The 19657-nt window shown below is 31.2% G+C and carries 14 protein-coding genes; all 14 read right to left on the reverse strand.

Annotated features, from left to right (window positions below; translation table 11 throughout):
* Window positions 1-118 precede the first annotated feature (118 nt).
* The 14 genes from CHB80_RS15120 to CHB80_RS15180 all read right to left on the reverse strand — a co-directional run bounded on the left by CHB80_RS15120 (window position 119) and on the right by CHB80_RS15180 (window position 19439).
* Window positions 119-4312, reverse strand: a complete 4194-nt coding sequence (locus CHB80_RS15120; protein ID WP_089372338.1) for a contractile injection system tape measure protein — start codon at window positions 4310-4312, stop codon at window positions 119-121.
* Window positions 4296-7037, reverse strand: coding sequence for a hypothetical protein (locus CHB80_RS15125; RefSeq protein WP_089372339.1), 2742 nt, complete (start codon window positions 7035-7037; stop codon window positions 4296-4298). The genes CHB80_RS15120 and CHB80_RS15125 overlap by 17 nt, the downstream gene beginning before the upstream one ends.
* Window positions 7031-10960, reverse strand: coding sequence for a hypothetical protein (locus CHB80_RS15130; RefSeq protein ID WP_089372340.1), 3930 nt, complete (start codon window positions 10958-10960; stop codon window positions 7031-7033). The genes CHB80_RS15125 and CHB80_RS15130 overlap by 7 nt, the downstream gene beginning before the upstream one ends.
* A 9-nt stretch (window positions 10961-10969) precedes the next feature.
* Window positions 10970-11383 (reverse strand): GPW/gp25 family protein, encoded by a 414-nt coding sequence (locus CHB80_RS15135; protein WP_229746932.1) that lies wholly within the window; start codon window positions 11381-11383, stop codon window positions 10970-10972.
* 4 nt (window positions 11384-11387) lie between these two features.
* Window positions 11388-11690, reverse strand: a complete 303-nt coding sequence (locus CHB80_RS15140; protein ID WP_089372342.1) for a PAAR domain-containing protein — start codon at window positions 11688-11690, stop codon at window positions 11388-11390.
* Between the two features lie 13 nt (window positions 11691-11703).
* Window positions 11704-13503, reverse strand: coding sequence for a type VI secretion system tip protein VgrG (gene vgrG, locus CHB80_RS15145; RefSeq protein WP_089372343.1), 1800 nt, complete (start codon window positions 13501-13503; stop codon window positions 11704-11706).
* On the reverse strand, window positions 13500-14174 hold the full coding sequence (locus tag CHB80_RS15150; protein ID WP_089372344.1) for a CIS tube protein: 675 nt from the start codon (window positions 14172-14174) through the stop codon (window positions 13500-13502). Before CHB80_RS15150 ends, vgrG begins: the two co-directional genes overlap by 4 nt.
* 8 nt (window positions 14175-14182) lie before the next feature.
* Window positions 14183-14356, reverse strand: coding sequence for a DUF5908 family protein (locus tag CHB80_RS24705; RefSeq protein ID WP_179218185.1), 174 nt, complete (start codon window positions 14354-14356; stop codon window positions 14183-14185).
* A gap of 19 nt (window positions 14357-14375) precedes the next feature.
* Window positions 14376-14852 (reverse strand): phage tail protein, encoded by a 477-nt coding sequence (locus CHB80_RS15155; RefSeq protein WP_089372345.1) that lies wholly within the window; start codon window positions 14850-14852, stop codon window positions 14376-14378.
* Complete coding sequence (locus tag CHB80_RS15160) at window positions 14842-15306, reverse strand: phage tail protein (RefSeq protein WP_089372346.1); 465 nt, start codon at window positions 15304-15306, stop codon at window positions 14842-14844. The genes CHB80_RS15155 and CHB80_RS15160 overlap by 11 nt, the downstream gene beginning before the upstream one ends.
* A 62-nt stretch (window positions 15307-15368) precedes the next feature.
* The gene (locus CHB80_RS15165; RefSeq protein WP_089372347.1) at window positions 15369-16949 is read right to left on the reverse strand and encodes a phage tail sheath family protein; all 1581 of its coding nucleotides are present in this window, start codon (window positions 16947-16949) and stop codon (window positions 15369-15371) included.
* A 33-nt stretch (window positions 16950-16982) separates the two neighbouring features.
* Window positions 16983-17798: a hypothetical protein gene (locus CHB80_RS15170; protein WP_089372348.1), complete on the reverse strand. Its 816-nt coding sequence runs from the start codon at window positions 17796-17798 to the stop codon at window positions 16983-16985.
* Window positions 17795-18367 (reverse strand): DUF4255 domain-containing protein, encoded by a 573-nt coding sequence (locus tag CHB80_RS15175; protein ID WP_089372349.1) that lies wholly within the window; start codon window positions 18365-18367, stop codon window positions 17795-17797. Before CHB80_RS15175 ends, CHB80_RS15170 begins: the two co-directional genes overlap by 4 nt.
* Before the next feature lie 211 nt (window positions 18368-18578).
* Window positions 18579-19439, reverse strand: a complete 861-nt coding sequence (locus CHB80_RS15180; RefSeq protein WP_089372350.1) for a helix-turn-helix transcriptional regulator — start codon at window positions 19437-19439, stop codon at window positions 18579-18581.
* Window positions 19440-19657 lie beyond the last annotated feature (218 nt).

A 19657-nucleotide genomic window follows, 5' to 3' on the forward strand; every position in this document is an offset into this window, starting at 1 on the left:
TATTAATTATTTTATCCTCTTATGAGGTTTCGTTTTAGTAAAGAGTAGTATTCCTTTTTGACTTAACTCGTATCTATAAGAATACGCTCTATATATGGTGCTTTCATAAGTATTATTTTTAAAAAGACCAGGAGACATGTAATGGTTTAGTCATCCATGGTAATTTGATTATTGAAAATGAAAATGGTGATTTAAGCATGAGGATATCATATGCTTTTTTTTCTACTGTTAATGTCCAGCGATCTTCTTCTTCTCGTAAGATTCCATCTCTCACCAGCCAATTCCCTCTAAATCCTTCTATAGAAGTATCACCTATTGCCGGCCAGTATCCTATCACTGCTTCTATAAGCCCTTCTATTAATGTTTTATGCTCTTGAGAGATATCTATTCCATCTTTCACTGGTGTCTCTATAGGAATTCCACAGAGCAATTTATTAAGTACAAGGAATGACTCTTCAGTCTCCGTTAGTCCGGTTACGATATATTGTAAATAATGTACTGCGTCTTCTTGTGCTTCTCTAGAATTAAAAGCAGTATTGCTTACAAGGCCTAACCTCTCCATAAGCATTGTAAAATAAGTATTCATCATAACTAATCCTGCATTATGAATAGTAACTCCTTGGTCTAAAATGCTAGATAATTCATCTTGTGTACTCATAGTTTGTTCTTTAATTATAGTTTCTTGTATAGGGCTAGGTTGCGCTATTTTTCTTGTTGTTTGTAATTGCTGATATGTGATTTGAAGAGCGATAGGCATTTGTATTTTAACAGTATCAAAAGCTTTAAAAAAAGAAGTCTTAGATAGGTTTCTTTCTCCGCATAATTCCCATATTAATTCATTCCAAATCATACTATCTGAAATCAATTCCCAATTTGCATTCTTCCAAGCCTTCATGATTTTATAGAATAACAAGAAGGGTAACATGCCAGCTGAAATCCCTGATAGGTGTACAGTTTCTAAAACAACGTAGAGTTTTTTTAGTGTCTCAAATTGTTTTTGTTGTTTTGGGTATCGCTTACTTAATGTATCTACAAAAGAGTTGAAATTCAAAGCTTTATATAAGTATACATATTGAGCTTCTGTAATAGTGTTTCTTCTTAGAATTAATAACAACTGTAGCGGGTAGTGAATTGCTATATCATGTAATAATGCTCTTGCAGATTGATACTTTTTAGTATAAAACCAAGAAGGTATTTTACGATAATTGAATATATATAAACATAAGGCTTCCATTTTGCCCACAGTAATACAGTAATCAATATCTTGTGATATTGTTGTTTCTTCTGTTGTTACTAAGAGGTTTTCAAAAGCCTTATTCTCTTTCATCAAGGTGTTCTTTAAAACAACTGGAATTTCAATATGTCTATCTTTACTAAACTTGATTAAGAAGCTTGTACTTATTCCTTGCTCTTTAGATAATAGATCAAGGGTATATATGGTGAGTTCTTTTAAAACAATAGTAAATTTCTTTTTCCCATTAAACATCATTAATAATTGTTCCCAAAAATGATGTGTAATTCCTGTAAAAGAATGTGTTGGTTTTAGTTCATGTAATAAACGATACAATGCAGAAGTAGCTTTATAAAATTGAGCGATTGATTGATCTTGTATATCGCTAGAAATTAGTGCTACAAACTGCTCAAAATCAATAGATTTTATAAATACTTCTCGTTGTCTTTTTGCTAAGGTCTTAGCAGCAAGTAAGGTTCTTACTTTTTCTGGATTTTGTTCTAGATTTACAAACAATAATGTTTTAAAAGTAACCTCCTTGTTATCAATTGATATCGTTTCTTTTGAAGCAGCAAAACATCGTTCCATATACGTACACACTCCTTTTTCAGATAGCTTAAGAGTTTTATATACAGTCTTTACAGTTTCAATCTCTTCTTTTACACCCTTTGTACCCGCCATAGAAAAACGATATTTGATTGCTTTCTCATAAAGCATCTCAAATTGTTTTACACTTCCTCTGTAAGAGGAATAATCTGCTAAACATTTCCAGAAAAGAAATTCTAAAACGGTTGTTACTTTTTGTTGTTTGTGAGTATCTTTTTCAAAAGCATATAGTGCTATGTATTTTTTTGTATAATCAGCTAGTGTGGTTGTATTCTTAGGTAGTAAATAGTCATAAACAGTTGTTTTAATTTTTGTAAATGCAACGGTTGTTATGATAGTGTTTAGACGGAGAACTTTAAGCAATTTCCCAACATATACTTGCTGAGATTTTGATTGCTTCATGAGCTGTTCTATATGCTCTAAAGGGTCTATATCTTGTATATATATTTCCTGTTCTTCTCTTAGTAACTTTTGTAAAGAACTATTTTTAACACGTTGTTGAAGTATTGAAATGATTTCTGAGATCGCTTTCGCGAAATTTGATACTGTCCCTACTCCATCCCGTACTCGTAATTGTTTTACTATCTGAATCACAAATTGTTCTACTGTAAGGTTTTTAGAACTAAAAATGATTTCAAAAGCAATCATGGTCATACATGATTTTATGGCTTTAAGTGTTTCTGTAGTTGATACAGATTGCCCCATTGCTAACTCAATACTATCCTGAAAATCTTTTAATACAGATGCATACTTAGGATTGGTTTTTTCTAAAAATGCTTGGATTTTATACTCATTTACAAGTACAGGCATACTAGATAATAACTGCTCTTTATCAGGAAGTCCAAGTAATATGTTCCAAGTTTCTGTAGCACGATGATCTATCCATCTTAAAATGATAGATTGTAATTCTTCAATTATATGTTGATGTGAATCATGATTATTTATGATATTTTTTAATCTACGCAATGCAATAACAAATTGCTCTTTTGAGAAAAATGTATCTATCTGCTTGATCTCTTCCCTGTGCATTTTCTTTATAGCATTATACACAGGTATTGCATTTATTTTTTTAGCATCTTGAAGTATTTCTGTTTGCAATAGTATATCAAGCACTTGCATTTTGGATAACGCATGAGAGGTATATATCGATCTGACGACCTGTTTTACAAACGTTTCTTCTGCATATACTTCTGAATGACTCTCACGTAAATACTGAAGTCCTAAGCTCCAAAGTTTTTCTTCTTTAATACGAAATGTTTGTTTTGCTATTAAAACATGTATAAACTGAATTTGGTCAATGATACGTGTTGCATTTTGTGGTGCTATTACATGGGCTATTGCCTTTTTTGTTGTTATTTCTAATTCTTCTAAAATGTATACCCAATTATCAGGCTTTATTTCAGGTGAAATAAGCAGTTTTCTAAATCTAGATAGATCTGTTTTTATAAAATATTGAATCAGATCATTAATCCTAAGTGTATGATGCTGTGTAGCTTTTCGCGAAAGCGGATTTAAAAAGAACGCCTTTAATAATGCCCAACTATTATCTGTTTGTTTCTGAGTTACTGGAGTCTTATGATATTGGTTTTGCTCTTTTGAGAGTGCAATAAGAATGTGTATAAAATCATTCTTTATAGCGGTTTTCCCATGTACTTTATAAATAGCTTCTTCTATGAGTTCAAACAAGGCATAATACTCAACATTAAAATGATTTGCCATTTGTTTGATATTACTTTTTACAAATGACATCTTATTAAACATCGTACCTCTCTCCACAAATAAATAATTGAGAATCCAAAACCATAGATTCTTTTTAAAATCCTGAAGGCTTGTTTTTACAACTGTTTCTTGTTTTTGAATCTTAGTTAATTCATCTGAAAAACTAAATATCTGTTGATGATTACTAGGTTCTATACTCTCTATGATTGTTTTGATATGACGTTCTTTAAATTGCCATGCAATTCTTTTTCTTACATAATGATGTTTACCTATGGCAATAATCATATCCATAAGTATTGATCGATTATGAAGAGTTTGTTCATCAAATAATGTGTGTATACTTTTAGCTAGGGCTTTATAATTCCAAGGTAAGACTCCTTTTAATAGAAAGTATTTAAGAGATTCTATATATGATATATCGTCATGAACGACTTCTAGATATTGTGCATGCATATGAGGATACATAATGATATCTTGTAGTTTTTGATGGAGTTCTGCTTTTAGTTTTAGTGTTAATTCTTCTTCAAAATTATCATAGGAAATACACCCTAAATCGACCTCAAGTGTATTTATTTTAAGGGTTTGTCCTTCTGGGCATATGGTATTAAAAAGTGAGGATAACTCTCTTGACAAATGATGATGACTCCAGTAGCTCACTTTATTTTGTAATTGGACACCAAGTTCTTTTGAATCAAAAGTTGTGTTCCAATTACAATGTGCGATGATATGTTGTCTATGATCAATCATTAAGTTCATTAAGTTTGATAATTTCTATGGCGAGTTTATTAACATTTTCAAGGACTACTTGAGGATCTATTTTAGTAACCCCATTTTTAGGATGTTCAGGAAAGTGTACTAAACTATTATACCATATCACATATAGTGGAATCAATAGTTGTATAGTTTTAAGACAGGTAAAAAAGTTTTTTGGTGTTAAATGAATAGGTAATTCCTGAGCTAGGAAAAAGTCTAATCTCTCTTCAAAATGGGTTTTCTCTCTTCTTGTATGGTTTGCATTAACGTCTTCAATAGGTAGTTTTTCATCTTGCTCGTCTTGAAAAATATCAGGAAAGATGGATACAACAGTATTGCTAAACAAAGGGTCATTGATTCCGATGGTTATCTCATCATTTAAATGAGTGAAAACAGCCCATTCATACATGGTATTACTAGAAGGCGCAAAATAGTCTTCAGGGACAGTTGATGATTCAGATACTTCAAACTGTAAATCTTCTCCAAATACTTCTCTAAAATCATTTTTTATAGTATCAAAATCTTTGTTGTTTGTGTTTTGTAGCACCTCATTAACGATTAATACTTCTTGGTAATTCATCATTTTCTTTATGAGAATAAACTTTGTTGAAAAAGCTATCTTTTTTAGAACAATGGAATACTGAAAAGATTTTTTTAGTAGATCAGTTTCTATAAAGAAGAATCCTTTTCGATTATCTAGAAGCCATAACGCACTTTCATTATCCTGTATTTTTTCTTTGTCTTCTTCATCTACCCTATTATCTATCATGTAGTTGTGATAATATCCATTAATCACAAATAACAAATTAATTTTCAGCGCTATGGTAGGATAGTTTTGATAATCAACAGGAGTTATATATTGTTCTGTATCTATACGTTCTGTATCAAAAATAAAATCAGTTTGATTACCATTTAGTAACTGGTTTATATAGGCATCTGTTACTGGTTTTAGTTTAGCGTTTAATCGTGTTGCTCCAGAATAATTATAGGCTTTACATCTATAATAGGATAAGGTGCCATAGTTCTGTAACAATAAACTTTTAATGATGACTTGATTTTTTTTAGGGTTAGCTGTGTATTGGTGTACACTTATGACATTGTCAATCACAGCAGGAGATTCTCCATGTCTAGCTAAAAGATGATCAAGAATAGTATTACGCCTTTCAAGATTTACATCTTCATCTTCCATAAAAGACATAAGACCATGCATATAAGCATTATAAGGGTCATTTTTATATGCTATCCAACTATCTTCTAATAACTCTTTTTCAGATTTAGCTTCAAAACTATACTTATAAGTATCATTATTTTTAAGTAGGGGTCTTATATGTGGTACTGTATCATATAATGATTGATAGAAGTATGTAGATGAAAAGTTTTTATATGGAGCTGGGTACCTACTATTCTTTTTTTGATACTCATTTTTAATTTCATAAAAATGTTTTTCATCACTAGGAGTACCTGTCATAGGGTTTTTAAAAGAAAAAAGAGTGCCTATGTTTGCTAATTGCGCAAATTGATTACTTAATACCTGATCAAAAAGGGTTAAATATCCTTTTAATTGTCTGGATTGCGATATTTGAAATGAGCTAGCTCCAAGATCTAAACTGTTTAATCCTACTGCATAGATTTCTGGAAATGTATTTTGTATGGAGTAATAATTACTTATGTCTCTATATTTCCCTACAGGAATTTTTGGGGTTAATTGTATTGCTTCAACGGCTTCAAGTTGCGTCCCATGAAGTTTTGCTGGAGTCATACTTTTTATATGATCATTATTACTAATTGAGTCTACTATTTTTCCTTTTTTAGTAATTTTAAAAAGTCCATTACTCCCTATAGAATTGATAAGATCAAGCTCTATAATTTGATCTATTCCTGATCTAACTACATATAACATATCTGTTCCTTCCTTAGCTATAAAACAGATATCGGAAACGGCTACAACTCCTGAAACATTTTGAATTTCTTTTTGAATTTCAAAAGCTTCAATGGTATTTTTTTTTGAATCGGATTGTATATTATGAGTCCATCCTCTTTTAAGTTTTGGACCATTAAAAATTTCATTTATTGAATATCCTTCTGCTTCTAATCTATCATATCCCGTTTGAAGTATTCTAGGGAATATGTAATTATTGATTTTATAATTAATGTTAGTGATAATAACATCAAGATTATAGCCTTCTTCAATTTCTATGCTCCCAGATATGTTGTATTTTAAAGGAATTAAAAGTTTTGGAGTTAGAAAATATGCTCCCAGATTACGTACTTTATTGACTTCATTCAGTACTTCTTTACAAATATCACCAGAGGTATTGAATGATTTGTATGCGTGTACATATATTTGATATACATTAGATGTTACTACTTGTATATCACAATTAAGAGCATCTGGTATTCTATCTATAATATATTTATAATAATCATCCTTAGTGATTGGAGATGTTGTTAATATATCTTCTGGTAAATAAAATTGATTTTCTATTTCTAATACACCTCTATTATTTGTTAGAATATCTTTTATTGGAAAATTAGTACAGTACCCTAATTCAGTAAAAGCATAGCATAATTGGTCTAAGATTGTTACTCCTGGATCACTTGGGTTTAAATTTGTCCATTGATTTCCACTATGCTTTTGGATATAGGCCAATCCTTCCTCTTTAAGAGCTTTAAAGTCAAGTTCTACAGGCAATTTTGTATCTTCGATATAATTTTTTTCGTCTACCATAAATACTGAATTTTTGAAGCATCTAATGATGGAACGAATAAAGTGTTATCGCTATCTGAAGATTGATTTTTTATAGGATCGCTATAGTTTATTTTTTTTGTTATAGGGTCTATTTCACCAATCTCTATAAACACATTATCAATACTGGCAATTTCTTTTTGACTTTTTATAAATAATGCTATTTGAGCTGCACTTATACCATTACCTATCGTGATTTGTTGTTGAGTTGTATGAATCCAAGGTGATAGAAAAACATCAATCTTTGGATTCATTATTTTTTTTACCCCTGAAATTTCAAATCCACTCTTCACATAAATGTCAGCTACTACTCTTATATATTTAAATTCAAAATTGAGCACTTCGACTTTTGCGAAAATTGGAGTACGGTTTTTGAGAAAGTCTTTTATTTCTAATCGCTTACATATCGTTACATAAGGCCTAAAAGCATTTGCATCTGTATATTTATCTTCTTCTTTTGAAACATAAATTTTAATACGCTCCGTAATCCTATCATATGTAGATGTTACCTGATAAATTGAAGGGAAGTTTTCTTTGATTATTCTATAATAATCTGTTCGAGAAACTAATCTATCCTTTGTTTTTAATCGCGTGCTTACACGACAATCCATCTGTATATCTGTTTCTGCCGCTACACCACCAAAAGAAGAAAAAGGTTGTGTTATATTGGTTAATTCTGATATTCCATTAAAAGTAGTCTGAATACTATTTGCTTGTAAAAATGGTACTTCAGTATTGGAGAGATGTTTTGTATCTATTCTTGTAAGCTTTATGCCATTTGTTTTTAAAAATGTAGTTTCTGGGTAGGTATTTATATCGTCTTGAACTCCTATAGAAATGTAATAAGCATTACTTGATTCAGGCATTGTATGATGCCCTAGTGTAATATCATCTGGAATAGTAATGGTAACTATTCCTGAACAACTTAAGCCATACGTTTCATCAGATAATATTTGTAATGGCTTCCATCCTCTCTTTGATAAATAATTATATATAATTTTTGAAGAATCTACTACATTTTTGTTTGTAGTACTTGTTAGTTCAAAATAAAGACTTATTGCTGCTGGAGCGACAAGATTTGAGAGTGCAATAAATAGCTTTCCATTATCTGTAAAGTCATTATAAATAGGAATTTCATTCTCTTTATTCTCTAATGTATTATTCAATCTCCCTTGTGTATTATCATATATTTTATAATTACAAAACATATCATAATAAAAAAGTTCAACCGGGTATGATGTTCTTGATTCATCAAAAGTATATGTTACACAAGATGAATAACTCGCTGTAAATAGATTAACTGTAGGCGTGTATGGTTCATTAGGAGCTTCTACAATTTCTTCTTCACTATCATTATTTGCAAGTTTAGCAATAATGGCCGCATTATATAATGCAATAGCACTTATTACTTTTGGATATAATAAGAGACCAAATCCATCTAAAGGGGCTATTAACTGCATTTTAAAAAACCCTGAAGTGCTTTCATCTGAAAACTCTAAAACTTCTTTTTGAATCGTAGGGTCTATATCTGTTTGGTTATTATATCCAGGAGTATAATTAAAAATACTAGAGCCTTTCCCTTCTTGTATTTCTTGAAATAATGATAAGGAGATGGGTCCTTCTTCGATAATATCGTCCTCTATCACTACAACGATTGGACAAGGAACCTCATCGGGTTTGCTATGATCTTCGTTTGATTGAAAAGAATTCATAAAGACGGGTATCCAACCTCCAGATTGTAATAACTGAAATGTCACCTTAAAGCAATCATTTGTAAAAAGTCCTAAGCGAGACTTTTCATCTTCTTCATTAAATTCATTTCCATCTGTTACGGATTTCTTACCAAGTGAAAAACCTAAAAGAAATCCTTCAATAAAACTTTTTATGGATGATGCAATAGAAGCGTCTTTATTTATTTTTTTATAATCTCCCTTTAAGTAGTTATTATATTTTTCATAATACGTTTCAAAATTATCTAATAGTGTATCTAATCCTATTTGTGGTAAATTATCCCAATCTAGTTGAATAGTAAACGTATTTATTCTTTTACTAAAGATCTCATTACTGCCTATAATAAAACTTTGATCTTTTTCTGGGGTAGGTCCAAAAAGAGGAAACGGGTTTTTAGTTTCTAATTGCCCGAAATCATTATATAATTGAAACGTCTTTAATCCTTTTACATCTACTTTTATATATAGAGATGTAATCTTTGGAGCTTCTACGGCTGTTTTAAAATTAGAAAATTCCATCTTACAAATAGGCCAATCACTAGATATACTATTTATAGGTTCTATAAATGCTTCAATGGAAGGATCAGTATCCAGTATACAAATAGTTAGCGTAACCACATTATTATGTATACTAACTACTTTATCATCTGTATTTAGGCAGTTTTTAGTTGTCACATCAAGCCAACCAGATTGTGTACTCAAATAATAGTGTGCATTCTCAAATAATTCTTTATCTATAACATCATCATTTAGCGTATATTCAATAGTTATTGTGCGTGTACCTCCTTGCAAAAAAAGTATAGGTGAGGCAAATGCAAACCCCAACGTCACTAATTTAGTAGTATCATTTAGTGTAGTGCCAAAAGTTTTCCAGCTTTCAATGATATCATCTTCATTTTTCTTTACTGTATTAACATCTATATGTTCTGTTATATTTAGGTAATAATTATCTTGAATATTTGTCGATTCCTGATTATTCGTTTTTGAGACAGTATACACCTTTTCTATACTAGCAGGGTTAATAGATACTGGCATTTCATTATTAAATAAAATTGGAGTTGTATCCTCATAATTACCACCAAGAAACAACGTATTCTTAGGTAAGGTATAGGTAAGATCTTCTTCTATTAAATCTGTACTTACAAATACTTGATCAGCTTTAGCGCTATTATTCTGTTGTTTTAATATGTCTTTAAAATAAAAATCAAGATGCTTTGAAGAGAGCCCGTTTAATTGATTTTCATATATGGTTAGTAATTCTGTAAATGTGCGTAATAATAGAGTGTCGGGAAATTTATCTTTTTTATTTTTCAAAGATGCAAACTCAACAGAGGCATATTCAATAATATTATTTTGAAAAGAGAAAATTTGATCTCCTATTTCAATAAGTCTTCGATAATAGAGATAAATATTATTCTCATTGGGTTGTTGTTTTTCATTTTTAAATCCAAATAGAATCCAAAAAGGGGTATTATTCTTACCGAGTTGCCAAATCTCTTTATCAAAAGATTGAAAAAATGACCAATTTACTTCCTTCACTTCATCCTGTGTAAAATGAATGGATAAGTATTCTTTTAGAGATAAGATAGCCCATAAATACTTACTATACGTATTCTTAATCTCGTCGTATATATAATATTTTAAGTTATAGGTCTCATCTGATTTCCCAAGATAGTATGCCCATCGTTCTATAGTTATAAATACATTAAGTATTTGATCAAAAAGTACTTCAATTAAATTAATAGGGATTTTTATTAATATAATTTTTTTAAACTTTTTTTCTTTTATCTTATTAAGATTACTTATAACTTTTTTAAAATTTTCATTTTTTTCTAATACTGGAATTTCTATTCTATAAAGCTTAATTATGATATTTATTTCTCTAGGATCTATAATTTTTTTAGTACACTCGGTACTTACTTTAATGTATTTCAGGTACTTTTCATGAAAGGGCATTGTGGCTATTGATGCCATTAAAAAAATAGGGTCTTTTAATAAAAAAGGTGCCCAATTACCATTCACCTTATTTTTATGATCATAAAAATTAATAAGAGAAGCAAATTTTGTTAAAAAACTTAACCTATCTATTTCAGAACGACTATCTATTAAACAAGCACTTGGTTTTAAAGCCTTGTTTAAGGAGGTAATTGCACTATTTTGATCTATTGAAATCATAGGTTAGTATCATAAATTGGTTCCTTCTTTTATATAAAAAGGGTATACATAATTATGTCTTGTATTGGTTTGATTATATTCATAATCAATTGTTATTTCTATTCTTCCAGCTAACATATCTGCAAAAACGACAGCTATATTTAATACTGTTATTCTAGGCTCATTATCTAATAGGGCTGTTTCTACAGTTTTCTTTATTTCCCCTTTTAGAGTTTCATCCATTTTTTTAAAGAAATATTGTTGTAGACCAGAACCAAACTCTGACGCTAAAGGGCGTTCTCCAAATTTGGTTTGCATGATTACATCAATAGAATCTTCAATATTCTTTTCATATCGCGTTAGTACTAATTGGTGATTTCCTACAGAAAATGTCACAGGAAAGGACCATCCAGAGCCTAAAAATTCTTTTTGTCTATTTGTCAAACTATTATCCACCTATCATAACATTTAAAGCCCCCATTAGAATTTTACCGCCATGGGCAGTAGTATCCCCTAACCTAGCCGCTGGCATTCCTCCAATTTTTACAGTAGCCGATCCTTTAACAATACTATCTGGAGGGCCTACACAAACTAACATATCTCCAACTTTAGCTGCCGGTAGTCCTCCTATTAAAACATTAGGTTGTCCTGGGCCTATTATAGGACCTCCTACATGAGGAATAGGAGAAGGTACTGCAGGGGTTTGCATAGGGCATTGATGGAAATCTGTTAATCTAGCTGCTGGTGGCATATCCTTTATATTTTTAATTAATCATTACCATGGCACCTTTTATGGTTGTATTCATACCTCCGTTAATTTGCGCAGACATACTTGCCTTTGCATTAAGTTGTGCACTTGCCGTAAGTTTTACATTAGTTCCTTTTACAGTCACATCACCAGGTGAGGATTCTATATTTACACCTTGTTTTCCTTTTATAGTTACTTTTTGATTTGCTTCTATATTTATATTTTTAGGACTCTTTATATCAATACCAGATGAAGACATAACTATACTGTTATTGCTTTCATCTTTAACTGTAATTTTTTTGTCTTTATCACTTATAATAATGGTGTTTTTATGAGGTGTCTCAATCGTGAAAATTTTATTTTCATCATCAAATTCAATAAAGATTTTTGAATTTGACACAATAGCTTTTTTACTATTTTTCTTATTCGGAGTTAGTCCTTTAAATGGCTTATGTTTTGTATTACTATATACACTTCCAAGTATAATTGGATATCGAGGATCTTCATTTAAGAAACCTACTACTACCTCATCACCTACTTCCGGAAGAAAAAAGACACCTGCTCCATTTGTAGAATAAAAATTAGTCAATCGTGCCCATATTCCTTCTCCTTTCTTATCAAATAGAGGAATTTCAACTAAGATTCGATATTGATTATCTGGATCTTCATCAATCTTTTTTACAGTTGCATTAAACAAACCTTGAGCTCCTGGTAATAATCCTGAAGCTGGAGGAGCCATTACATCTGGTTCTTCTGTAAACCATACAGTAGAAAGTCCTATAGAAGCTTCTGTTATCCAATCTCCATTAGAGATTGTGTGTACAATTCCAGAAACTAAATGATCACCATTAAAACGCTCCCCTAATCCATCTAACGTAATATACTTTCCGGGCTCAACTACTTCTGTGCCTTGAAACTTCATTTCTCCTTGAATTTTGGAGTAACTACTTTTAACCAATTGTGCCTTTGACCAATCTGTTAAGGATTTAGCTTCTATAGGTGTTGAGCTTTGCAAGTCATATTCTGAAAGCCCTACCACCTCTGATAATTTTTTTGAAGAAATATTTCCAGCTCCTGCATAACTATTTGAAGCTTGTCCTATTGCTTTCTTTTGTGTTTTATAATCCCATCCAATTGCTTTTACATTAGATAATTGTGTAATTGCATTCAGGTCTGCATTAAACTCCATGAGATTATTCCCATACTCTATCTCTAATACAGGCTTTGTGTCTTTTGTAGGAGGAAAGACAGCTATCTTTCCATCAAGAGTAGTAACTATCATTCCATTTGCTTCTGCTCTAGCTAACATGAAGTCCCAATCTGTAGTATAATATTGTACTTGCTCTTCCCAAACGATAGAAGTTGCTGTTACACTAGAAGATAAGCCTGAATAATTTTTGATAATTGAACTTATAATATCACTATCCTTCTTTTTAAGGAAAACTTCGCTTTTTCTCCCAACAATCATTTTTATAGCCTCATCCCTACATTCTACTTCGAGTATCGTTCCTTTTGTTTCATCTATTCTAAGGCTTTGTTTTGTAACTATTCCTTTAAAAATGGTGTCATTTTTAGACTCATAGCCGGCTTCAATCGTGATTTTATTACCTGGAACAAATGTATTTGAAGAACTTACTGGAAACGTACCAATATCTACCTGTCCATCTAATATTATAATAGAAGCTTTAGATATCCTATTGAGATATTTCTCAACAGTAATACTTTCTATCAATAATTCATCAGAAATAGCTTTTCCTGAAACTTTGATTGAAAATGTAGCTAAGCCACCAAAGGGTATGTTTGTAGATGCACTCATTCGGGTTTTATTATTGGAGGAAAAATTAATTCCAGCCCTCCTCTTAGATTTCTAAATTTATTAAGATCATTATATTGAGCTACCTGAACATAATAGTATGGAGTATCCCAAATTTTATTTGATAGTTGAGGTAAATTCTCCCCTTCCTCTACATCGACAAGATGTGTTATATCTGGTGATGTTTTCTTTTCTTTCTTCTTTGCCTTTTTTGGAGCTATATATTCACCAAAACTTAAAGACACTTTGGCTCTTAATGGATCCCCATTAGGTTTAAATAGTGTATACTCAGTATTAAATGTTTTAAGTACACTATCAAATATTTGCCCTTGCCCCCATTGAATTCTCACATAATTAGGCCTATGGATTTTACCTTGATAAGTATAAACAACCGTTTCTAGATCTTTTATTTCTTTTATCATATCTAGACGACTCCTATCTACAACACCTGTACAATCTATAATAATATCAAAGTTCAATTCTATACTAGGCGTACTCCTATACTTTTGAGAAGAAGTACTAGAATCTAATGGTTGTTTATTACTGTAAGTGATCTTTCTATTCCATTTAATAGACTTGGGATTAATCATTACTGTGTATGGATTTATTCCAGCAGTAGGATTCATAAAACTCCCATCACTATATGGAGTCATTTTTAAATATTTTAATCCCATGACGTATACTATCTATTAAAGTGTGTCTTCTTATTTAAATCAGAAATCATACGTTTACAAGACTCTAGTAATTCTAGTTTCATAGCCATAAAATCTTCTGTTTTTTTATCATTTTCTATGGTAGAATCTATGGTTGTCCTTACTTCTGTTTTAATAATAAGTTCTCTTATTTCTATAGGCATACTATTATAAATTAAGGCATTAACTTACCGGAGAAATAGTAAAATAAGTATATGCTAGTTCTATGGATTCTATAAGAATTTCACTTTGCTGTGACTTAAGATCAGAAACCGAATACTTCACTGGATATGCTTTATAAAAAACCCATTTCATAGACACTATACCATTCTTGTCTAATAAATTAACAGATATATCTTTTGTAGTAATAGGTTTTGATAATCCTCCATCTATACTATCAACACACCATGTTAACAAGGACGATGTATCTAAAACCAACGCTCTTTTAAGCACTAAATTCTTACTAGAAGACCCTGTAGGAAGTCTATATTTATATTGGTTTTCACCACCTCCTACAATATCTTCTACATTTAGTTCTTTAGAGATACCAGACACTTCTTGAAAATCAACATTAAGTTCATCTCCAAGCGAAACAGAAAAGTAAAACCCTACAGGGTATTTACCTACCTTTTCCTCTTTAGATTTTTGATTATCCTCCATTTGTTATTACAAGTTCTTCATGGGCAATTTCTATCGTATCTATAGCAACTTCATTCCCGTCAGATTTTAAATCTGTACTAGAAATCTTTGTTGGCCATGCATTATTGAGTTGCCATTGCATTGTTACCTCTCCAGACTCATCCAATAGTTTTATAAGAACTGTTCTTCTTTTAATGGTATTCATCTTTATTTCTGCATGCCAATCCCAGAATTTATTATCATTTACAAAAACACCACGTTTCATAGTGACATTTCCATATTTGGCAATACCAGGCATTTTTTCTGTTGAAAAAAGAGGGCTATTACTCTTGCGATATTCAATGATTTGATTTTCGACATCCATTCCAGACACTTCCTGAAATGCAACTCCTTTTAATTCATCTCCTAAATCTACTTCAAATCGAAACTTTGGCATGGGCCACGTTGCGCCTTGTGCGCTTCCATCATCTGCCATAATTATATGTTTTTATATTAATTAATAAATATGTTTTAAAATTAAATTGGGCTAGAACCATTCTAACTAGATTTAGCCATTTGTTGCTGGAATGTCAATACAATAAATTCTGCAGGACGTACAACAGCTACTTTAATAGTTACATTCATAAACCCTTTTAGGATATCTTCAGAAGTCATTGTTGTTCCAAGACCGCACTCTACAGAAAAAGCATCTGCAGCACTAGCACCTTGAAGTCCTCCTTGTTTCCAGATATCATTCAAGAACCCACCTATCATAGCTTTTACTGCTTCCCAGGTATTCTTTGTATTAGGTTCAAATACATATGCATTTGCAGCGAGTTTACACGACTGTTCTAGGAAGTTCATTGTTCTTCGTACAGATAGGTATCTCCAGTCCAAACTATTGGCATCTAGTGTTCTTGCTCCCCATACTAATATTCCTAAACCATTAAAAAACCGAATAGCATTAATAGCTTTTCCTGAAATAGCATCTACATTAAGATCGCCTTGTTGCGCTTCAGATAATTTAATAGGTAATCCTACAGCACCTACAATAGATGTGTTGGCAGGTGCTTGCCAAGGTCCTACTTCATTATCAGTCTTGGTAATCACTCCAGCCATACCGCCACTAGGAGGTAATATATTGGCATCTGCCAGTACTGTATTAATAATCATACTATACTCTGGACTTGCTGTGATTAACGAATTATTATACTGACTCACGGTAAGCGGATCTCCCGGAGGATTTTCTATATTGGAAATAATTGTTTTTACCACCTCATTAGGACTTGAAGCGGGACTCAATAAGGGTTCTAATTGCTTGAGATCACCTCCAAATAAATTAGTGTAATCTATATCACTTCCCTGCATAATGGTCGTTCCTATAAAAGGATAATAAGAAGTTCCATAATCTAAGCCATTAGACCCTGTACCATTTCTAAATGCAGTAATATCATCCATATATTTAATAGGATCTGGATTACGTCCTCCTATAACATCAAATATGCTTACGGCTGTTTGCATCGTAGAACTTTGCAATAACATTTCTTGCATTAAAGCCGCATTATTATCTACAGATAATAAAGTCGCTTCTGGGCAGATATACATGGTAGGTTCTTGCTCATTCTTTAAATAGCCCAACCCATTTGTAAGATCATTTACCTGTACATTAGGATTTACAATTTGATCCCCTGGGGCCATTGGTGTTCCAGAAAGAGGTCCATACGTTCCTACAGAAACAATATAGGCATCTCCTCCTCCATTATTATAAAACAACTTCACACTATTATAGAGATAATAAATAGAGTTTGGGTCTGGAACTATAGAGTAATAGTCTCCAGCAATCATGAGATAATCCCCTTTTTCAGGTTTACTATCTTGTTTTACTAAGTAATACTGTGGTTTATATTGCTTTGCAGCATCTGCTGGTGGTGCTGGATTTGGATAACAAAATATAGTCTCAAAATCTGCGAATGACGTAATCTTTGTGGGTACATTCGTATACGATTTCCCTTCGTACATAGCTTGTGGTGTATATCCAATAAATGCCGGTACAGCTGTTGCAATAGGCACAACCGCATTTGGAAAAGCATTAATCTCATTGATATAAACCCCTGGAGATTTAATAGTTGATAAATTCATAGAACATTGTTGTTACATTGATATTTGTTTTAGTTATATATATATGTATAAAGGCGATGCAAGCTGAGTTATATCGCCTTCTGTATATGTTTCGACAGTAGTACTTGCAATAGGTAATCCATTTATAATAGTTTGTGTACGCGGGTTTCCTAAGTTGGTTGTAGTACCTATCAGATTAAATCTATGGATGACTTTTCTACTTATTGGTAATTTTAGAGTTCCAGAAGAAAACAAAAGTGCTTTTTCATTATTTGGCAATGTCACTTCTGTAGGCCCTTCAAATTGAATATCGGAATCACTTTGTATTTCTAGTTTTTCAAAATGTAGATTGCTCTTATTAATGATATAATAACGCCATTGCGTTTTCTGAGCATCAAATTTGATTTTGTAATCAGGGTTGTTTCCGCTTTCGCGAAAGCGTATAATAGCATCATACCCTATAGTAATTGAAAAAGAAATTGTAGCGGTATTTACAGGGGTGAATTTTGCATTTAAAACAGACACTTCTCCTTCACTGGAAACCTCTGAACTATTAAAAGAGAATATGCCAGTTTTCGAAATAGGATAGCTTGTAAAAACAGTAAAATATGGGTCTAAAGAGGTTACATCAAATGTAAATGATGTTTCATTATCTGTAGTGGTTAGGTAATCTAAAAAGTCTTTTATTGTTTGATCTGTTGTAGCATAAAATGAAAAACCAAGAGGTGTTTTTTGAAGAAGTAAACCATATTTATTCATTAAACGTTGGGTCGCTAAAGACGGCATATACACTAAATCTTGGCATATCCCATCTGCATAATACGTATGCTCAATGGTTATAGAAAACAATAAGGAAAAATGTGATGTCATGGAGTAGAATGATTTGAAATGTTAGTAATCTTAGGGACAAACTCATCTATACCTGTAGATGCAATCGTTATTAATCGCATTTTATAAATAACAGACGGTTGGTATTTTGCACCTAATGCGCTCCATAAGTTATGCATTTGCATATAATCTCCTCCTTTTTGAAAATCAAAATCTAATTTTTGAAGCCCTTTGGGAATATCAGAGTTTGTAGAAGCATCTAATATTTGATGCTCTTGAAAAAACTCTATAGATGCATTCAAAAACTTTAAAGTTTCATTATAATCATCAAAGTAAGAGGTGACTAACAAAAATATATTGTATCGTTCTGATGGTGGTGTTGCAACATAATTACCATCTGATAACTTTTGATTTTTAGCATAAAATGATTTTACCGTTTCTTGATCTACATGTATTAAGGAAAGAATAATTTTATTTTGATTTCCTACAGGTATTGCACCACTTTGATCTACAATAGTATTGATGACTACTTTATCTTCATCTACACCAAATTTATTTTTAATAAACTGATTAAAAACAGACTGTGTATATTGAAATGCTTCGTGTATCATATAATTATGCTTTCAAGTTGTATATACATACTATAAAACAACCAGCATAAAACTATGAATACTAAACAGATAGAAGCTATTTAATGCGTATACGTTTTATATACACAAGTATAGATTATGATATAAGCCGTAGACAAATCGTAGACAAACACTTCTAGAGCAAAAAAATAATTTAGTATACTTATGGGAAAATCAGATAACTAGCTAGTAACTAATTTGAAAAAGAACGTAAATAAAGGCGTAAATCTTGATTTTTTGATAAAGTCATTTTCTTTTTTAAACGATACTTATGTGTACGCACACTTTCTTGATTAATTCCTAACACATGAGTAATATCTTCATTAGACATATTCATTTTTAAATAGCAGCAATATTTTAAATCTTTATTGGTGAGATCTGGAAACTTACTTGATAATTTTTTCAAAAATTGAGGACTTATATTTTCAAAGTATAATTTAAAATCTTCCCAATGTTTTGTGTCTTTTATATTTAGTTTTATTGTGTTTACAATAGACATTAGTTTTGTTCTTACTGGATGATCTACATCGGGGTATATATCTTGAATACGGTCCTTAATCTTAGAAAGTGTAGTTGCTTTCTGATCTAATTCCATAATATACCTTGCTAAATTTTTATTTTCATGTACAAAACTAGTTTGATGTATTTTTGGAGCCCTATGTGTAGTAGTATTCTTTTTAATCTTAAGAGCTAAATTAAGAATGCTCTTTACATTAGTATTTAAAAGATGATCTCTTATTGCCGATTCGTAGGATTGTGTAAATAGTATCATATCTATATCCTGTACATCTATTGTTGTATGCGATCGCGTAAGGCATAGTATCGGAATTGACTTTAGGTCTTTATATTTATATAAAGTATGGATTAAATCTTGTGTATTTCTAAAGTAAAAAATAAGTAACGTTGGAGATAACGATTTTGATATATGTATACAGTCTGGTATTCTCGTTGCCGTGATAAATGAGTAATGACTAAATCCTTTTAAACTTCTTATGATAGAAGCCAAAGAAGAAGAGATATCACTTCCAATGAGGATATATTCACTTTTTTCCACGAGTATATTAGAATAACTTTATAGCGTATTATAACCTACGATTACTACTATAATTTTGGGTTGATTATACCGCTATAACTGTTAACATAGTATAGCGATACATTTTCTGTAAATGATTTGTTAAATATATTCTTGAAAATTATGAGAAATAAAAGTAGAATATATACGTAAAAACACCTATTTATAAAATTGATTACAAAGAGATTACATTTTTACAT

Source organism: Dokdonia pacifica (assembly GCF_900188275.1).
GTDB classification, from domain to species: domain Bacteria; phylum Bacteroidota; class Bacteroidia; order Flavobacteriales; family Flavobacteriaceae; genus Dokdonia; species Dokdonia pacifica.

Bases quoted from the DNA above. Each gene is read 5' to 3' on its own strand.
- CHB80_RS15120 (WP_089372338.1), bottom strand. From the start codon at position 4,312: ATGAACTTAATGATTGATCATAGACAACATATCATCGCACATTGTAAT.
- CHB80_RS15125 (WP_089372339.1), bottom strand. From the start codon at position 7,037: ATGGTAGACGAAAAAAATTATATCGAAGATACAAAATTGCCTGTAGAA.
- CHB80_RS15130 (WP_089372340.1), bottom strand. From the start codon at position 10,960: ATGATTTCAATAGATCAAAATAGTGCAATTACCTCCTTAAACAAGGCT.
- CHB80_RS15140 (WP_089372342.1), bottom strand. From the start codon at position 11,690: ATGCCACCAGCAGCTAGATTAACAGATTTCCATCAATGCCCTATGCAA.
- vgrG (WP_089372343.1), bottom strand. From the start codon at position 13,503: ATGAGTGCATCTACAAACATACCCTTTGGTGGCTTAGCTACATTTTCA.
- CHB80_RS15150 (WP_089372344.1), bottom strand. From the start codon at position 14,174: ATGGGATTAAAATATTTAAAAATGACTCCATATAGTGATGGGAGTTTT.
- CHB80_RS24705 (WP_179218185.1), bottom strand. From the start codon at position 14,356: ATGCCTATAGAAATAAGAGAACTTATTATTAAAACAGAAGTAAGGACA.
- CHB80_RS15155 (WP_089372345.1), bottom strand. From the start codon at position 14,852: ATGGAGGATAATCAAAAATCTAAAGAGGAAAAGGTAGGTAAATACCCT.
- CHB80_RS15160 (WP_089372346.1), bottom strand. From the start codon at position 15,306: ATGGCAGATGATGGAAGCGCACAAGGCGCAACGTGGCCCATGCCAAAG.
- CHB80_RS15165 (WP_089372347.1), bottom strand. From the start codon at position 16,949: ATGAATTTATCAACTATTAAATCTCCAGGGGTTTATATCAATGAGATT.
- CHB80_RS15170 (WP_089372348.1), bottom strand. From the start codon at position 17,798: ATGACATCACATTTTTCCTTATTGTTTTCTATAACCATTGAGCATACG.
- CHB80_RS15175 (WP_089372349.1), bottom strand. From the start codon at position 18,367: ATGATACACGAAGCATTTCAATATACACAGTCTGTTTTTAATCAGTTT.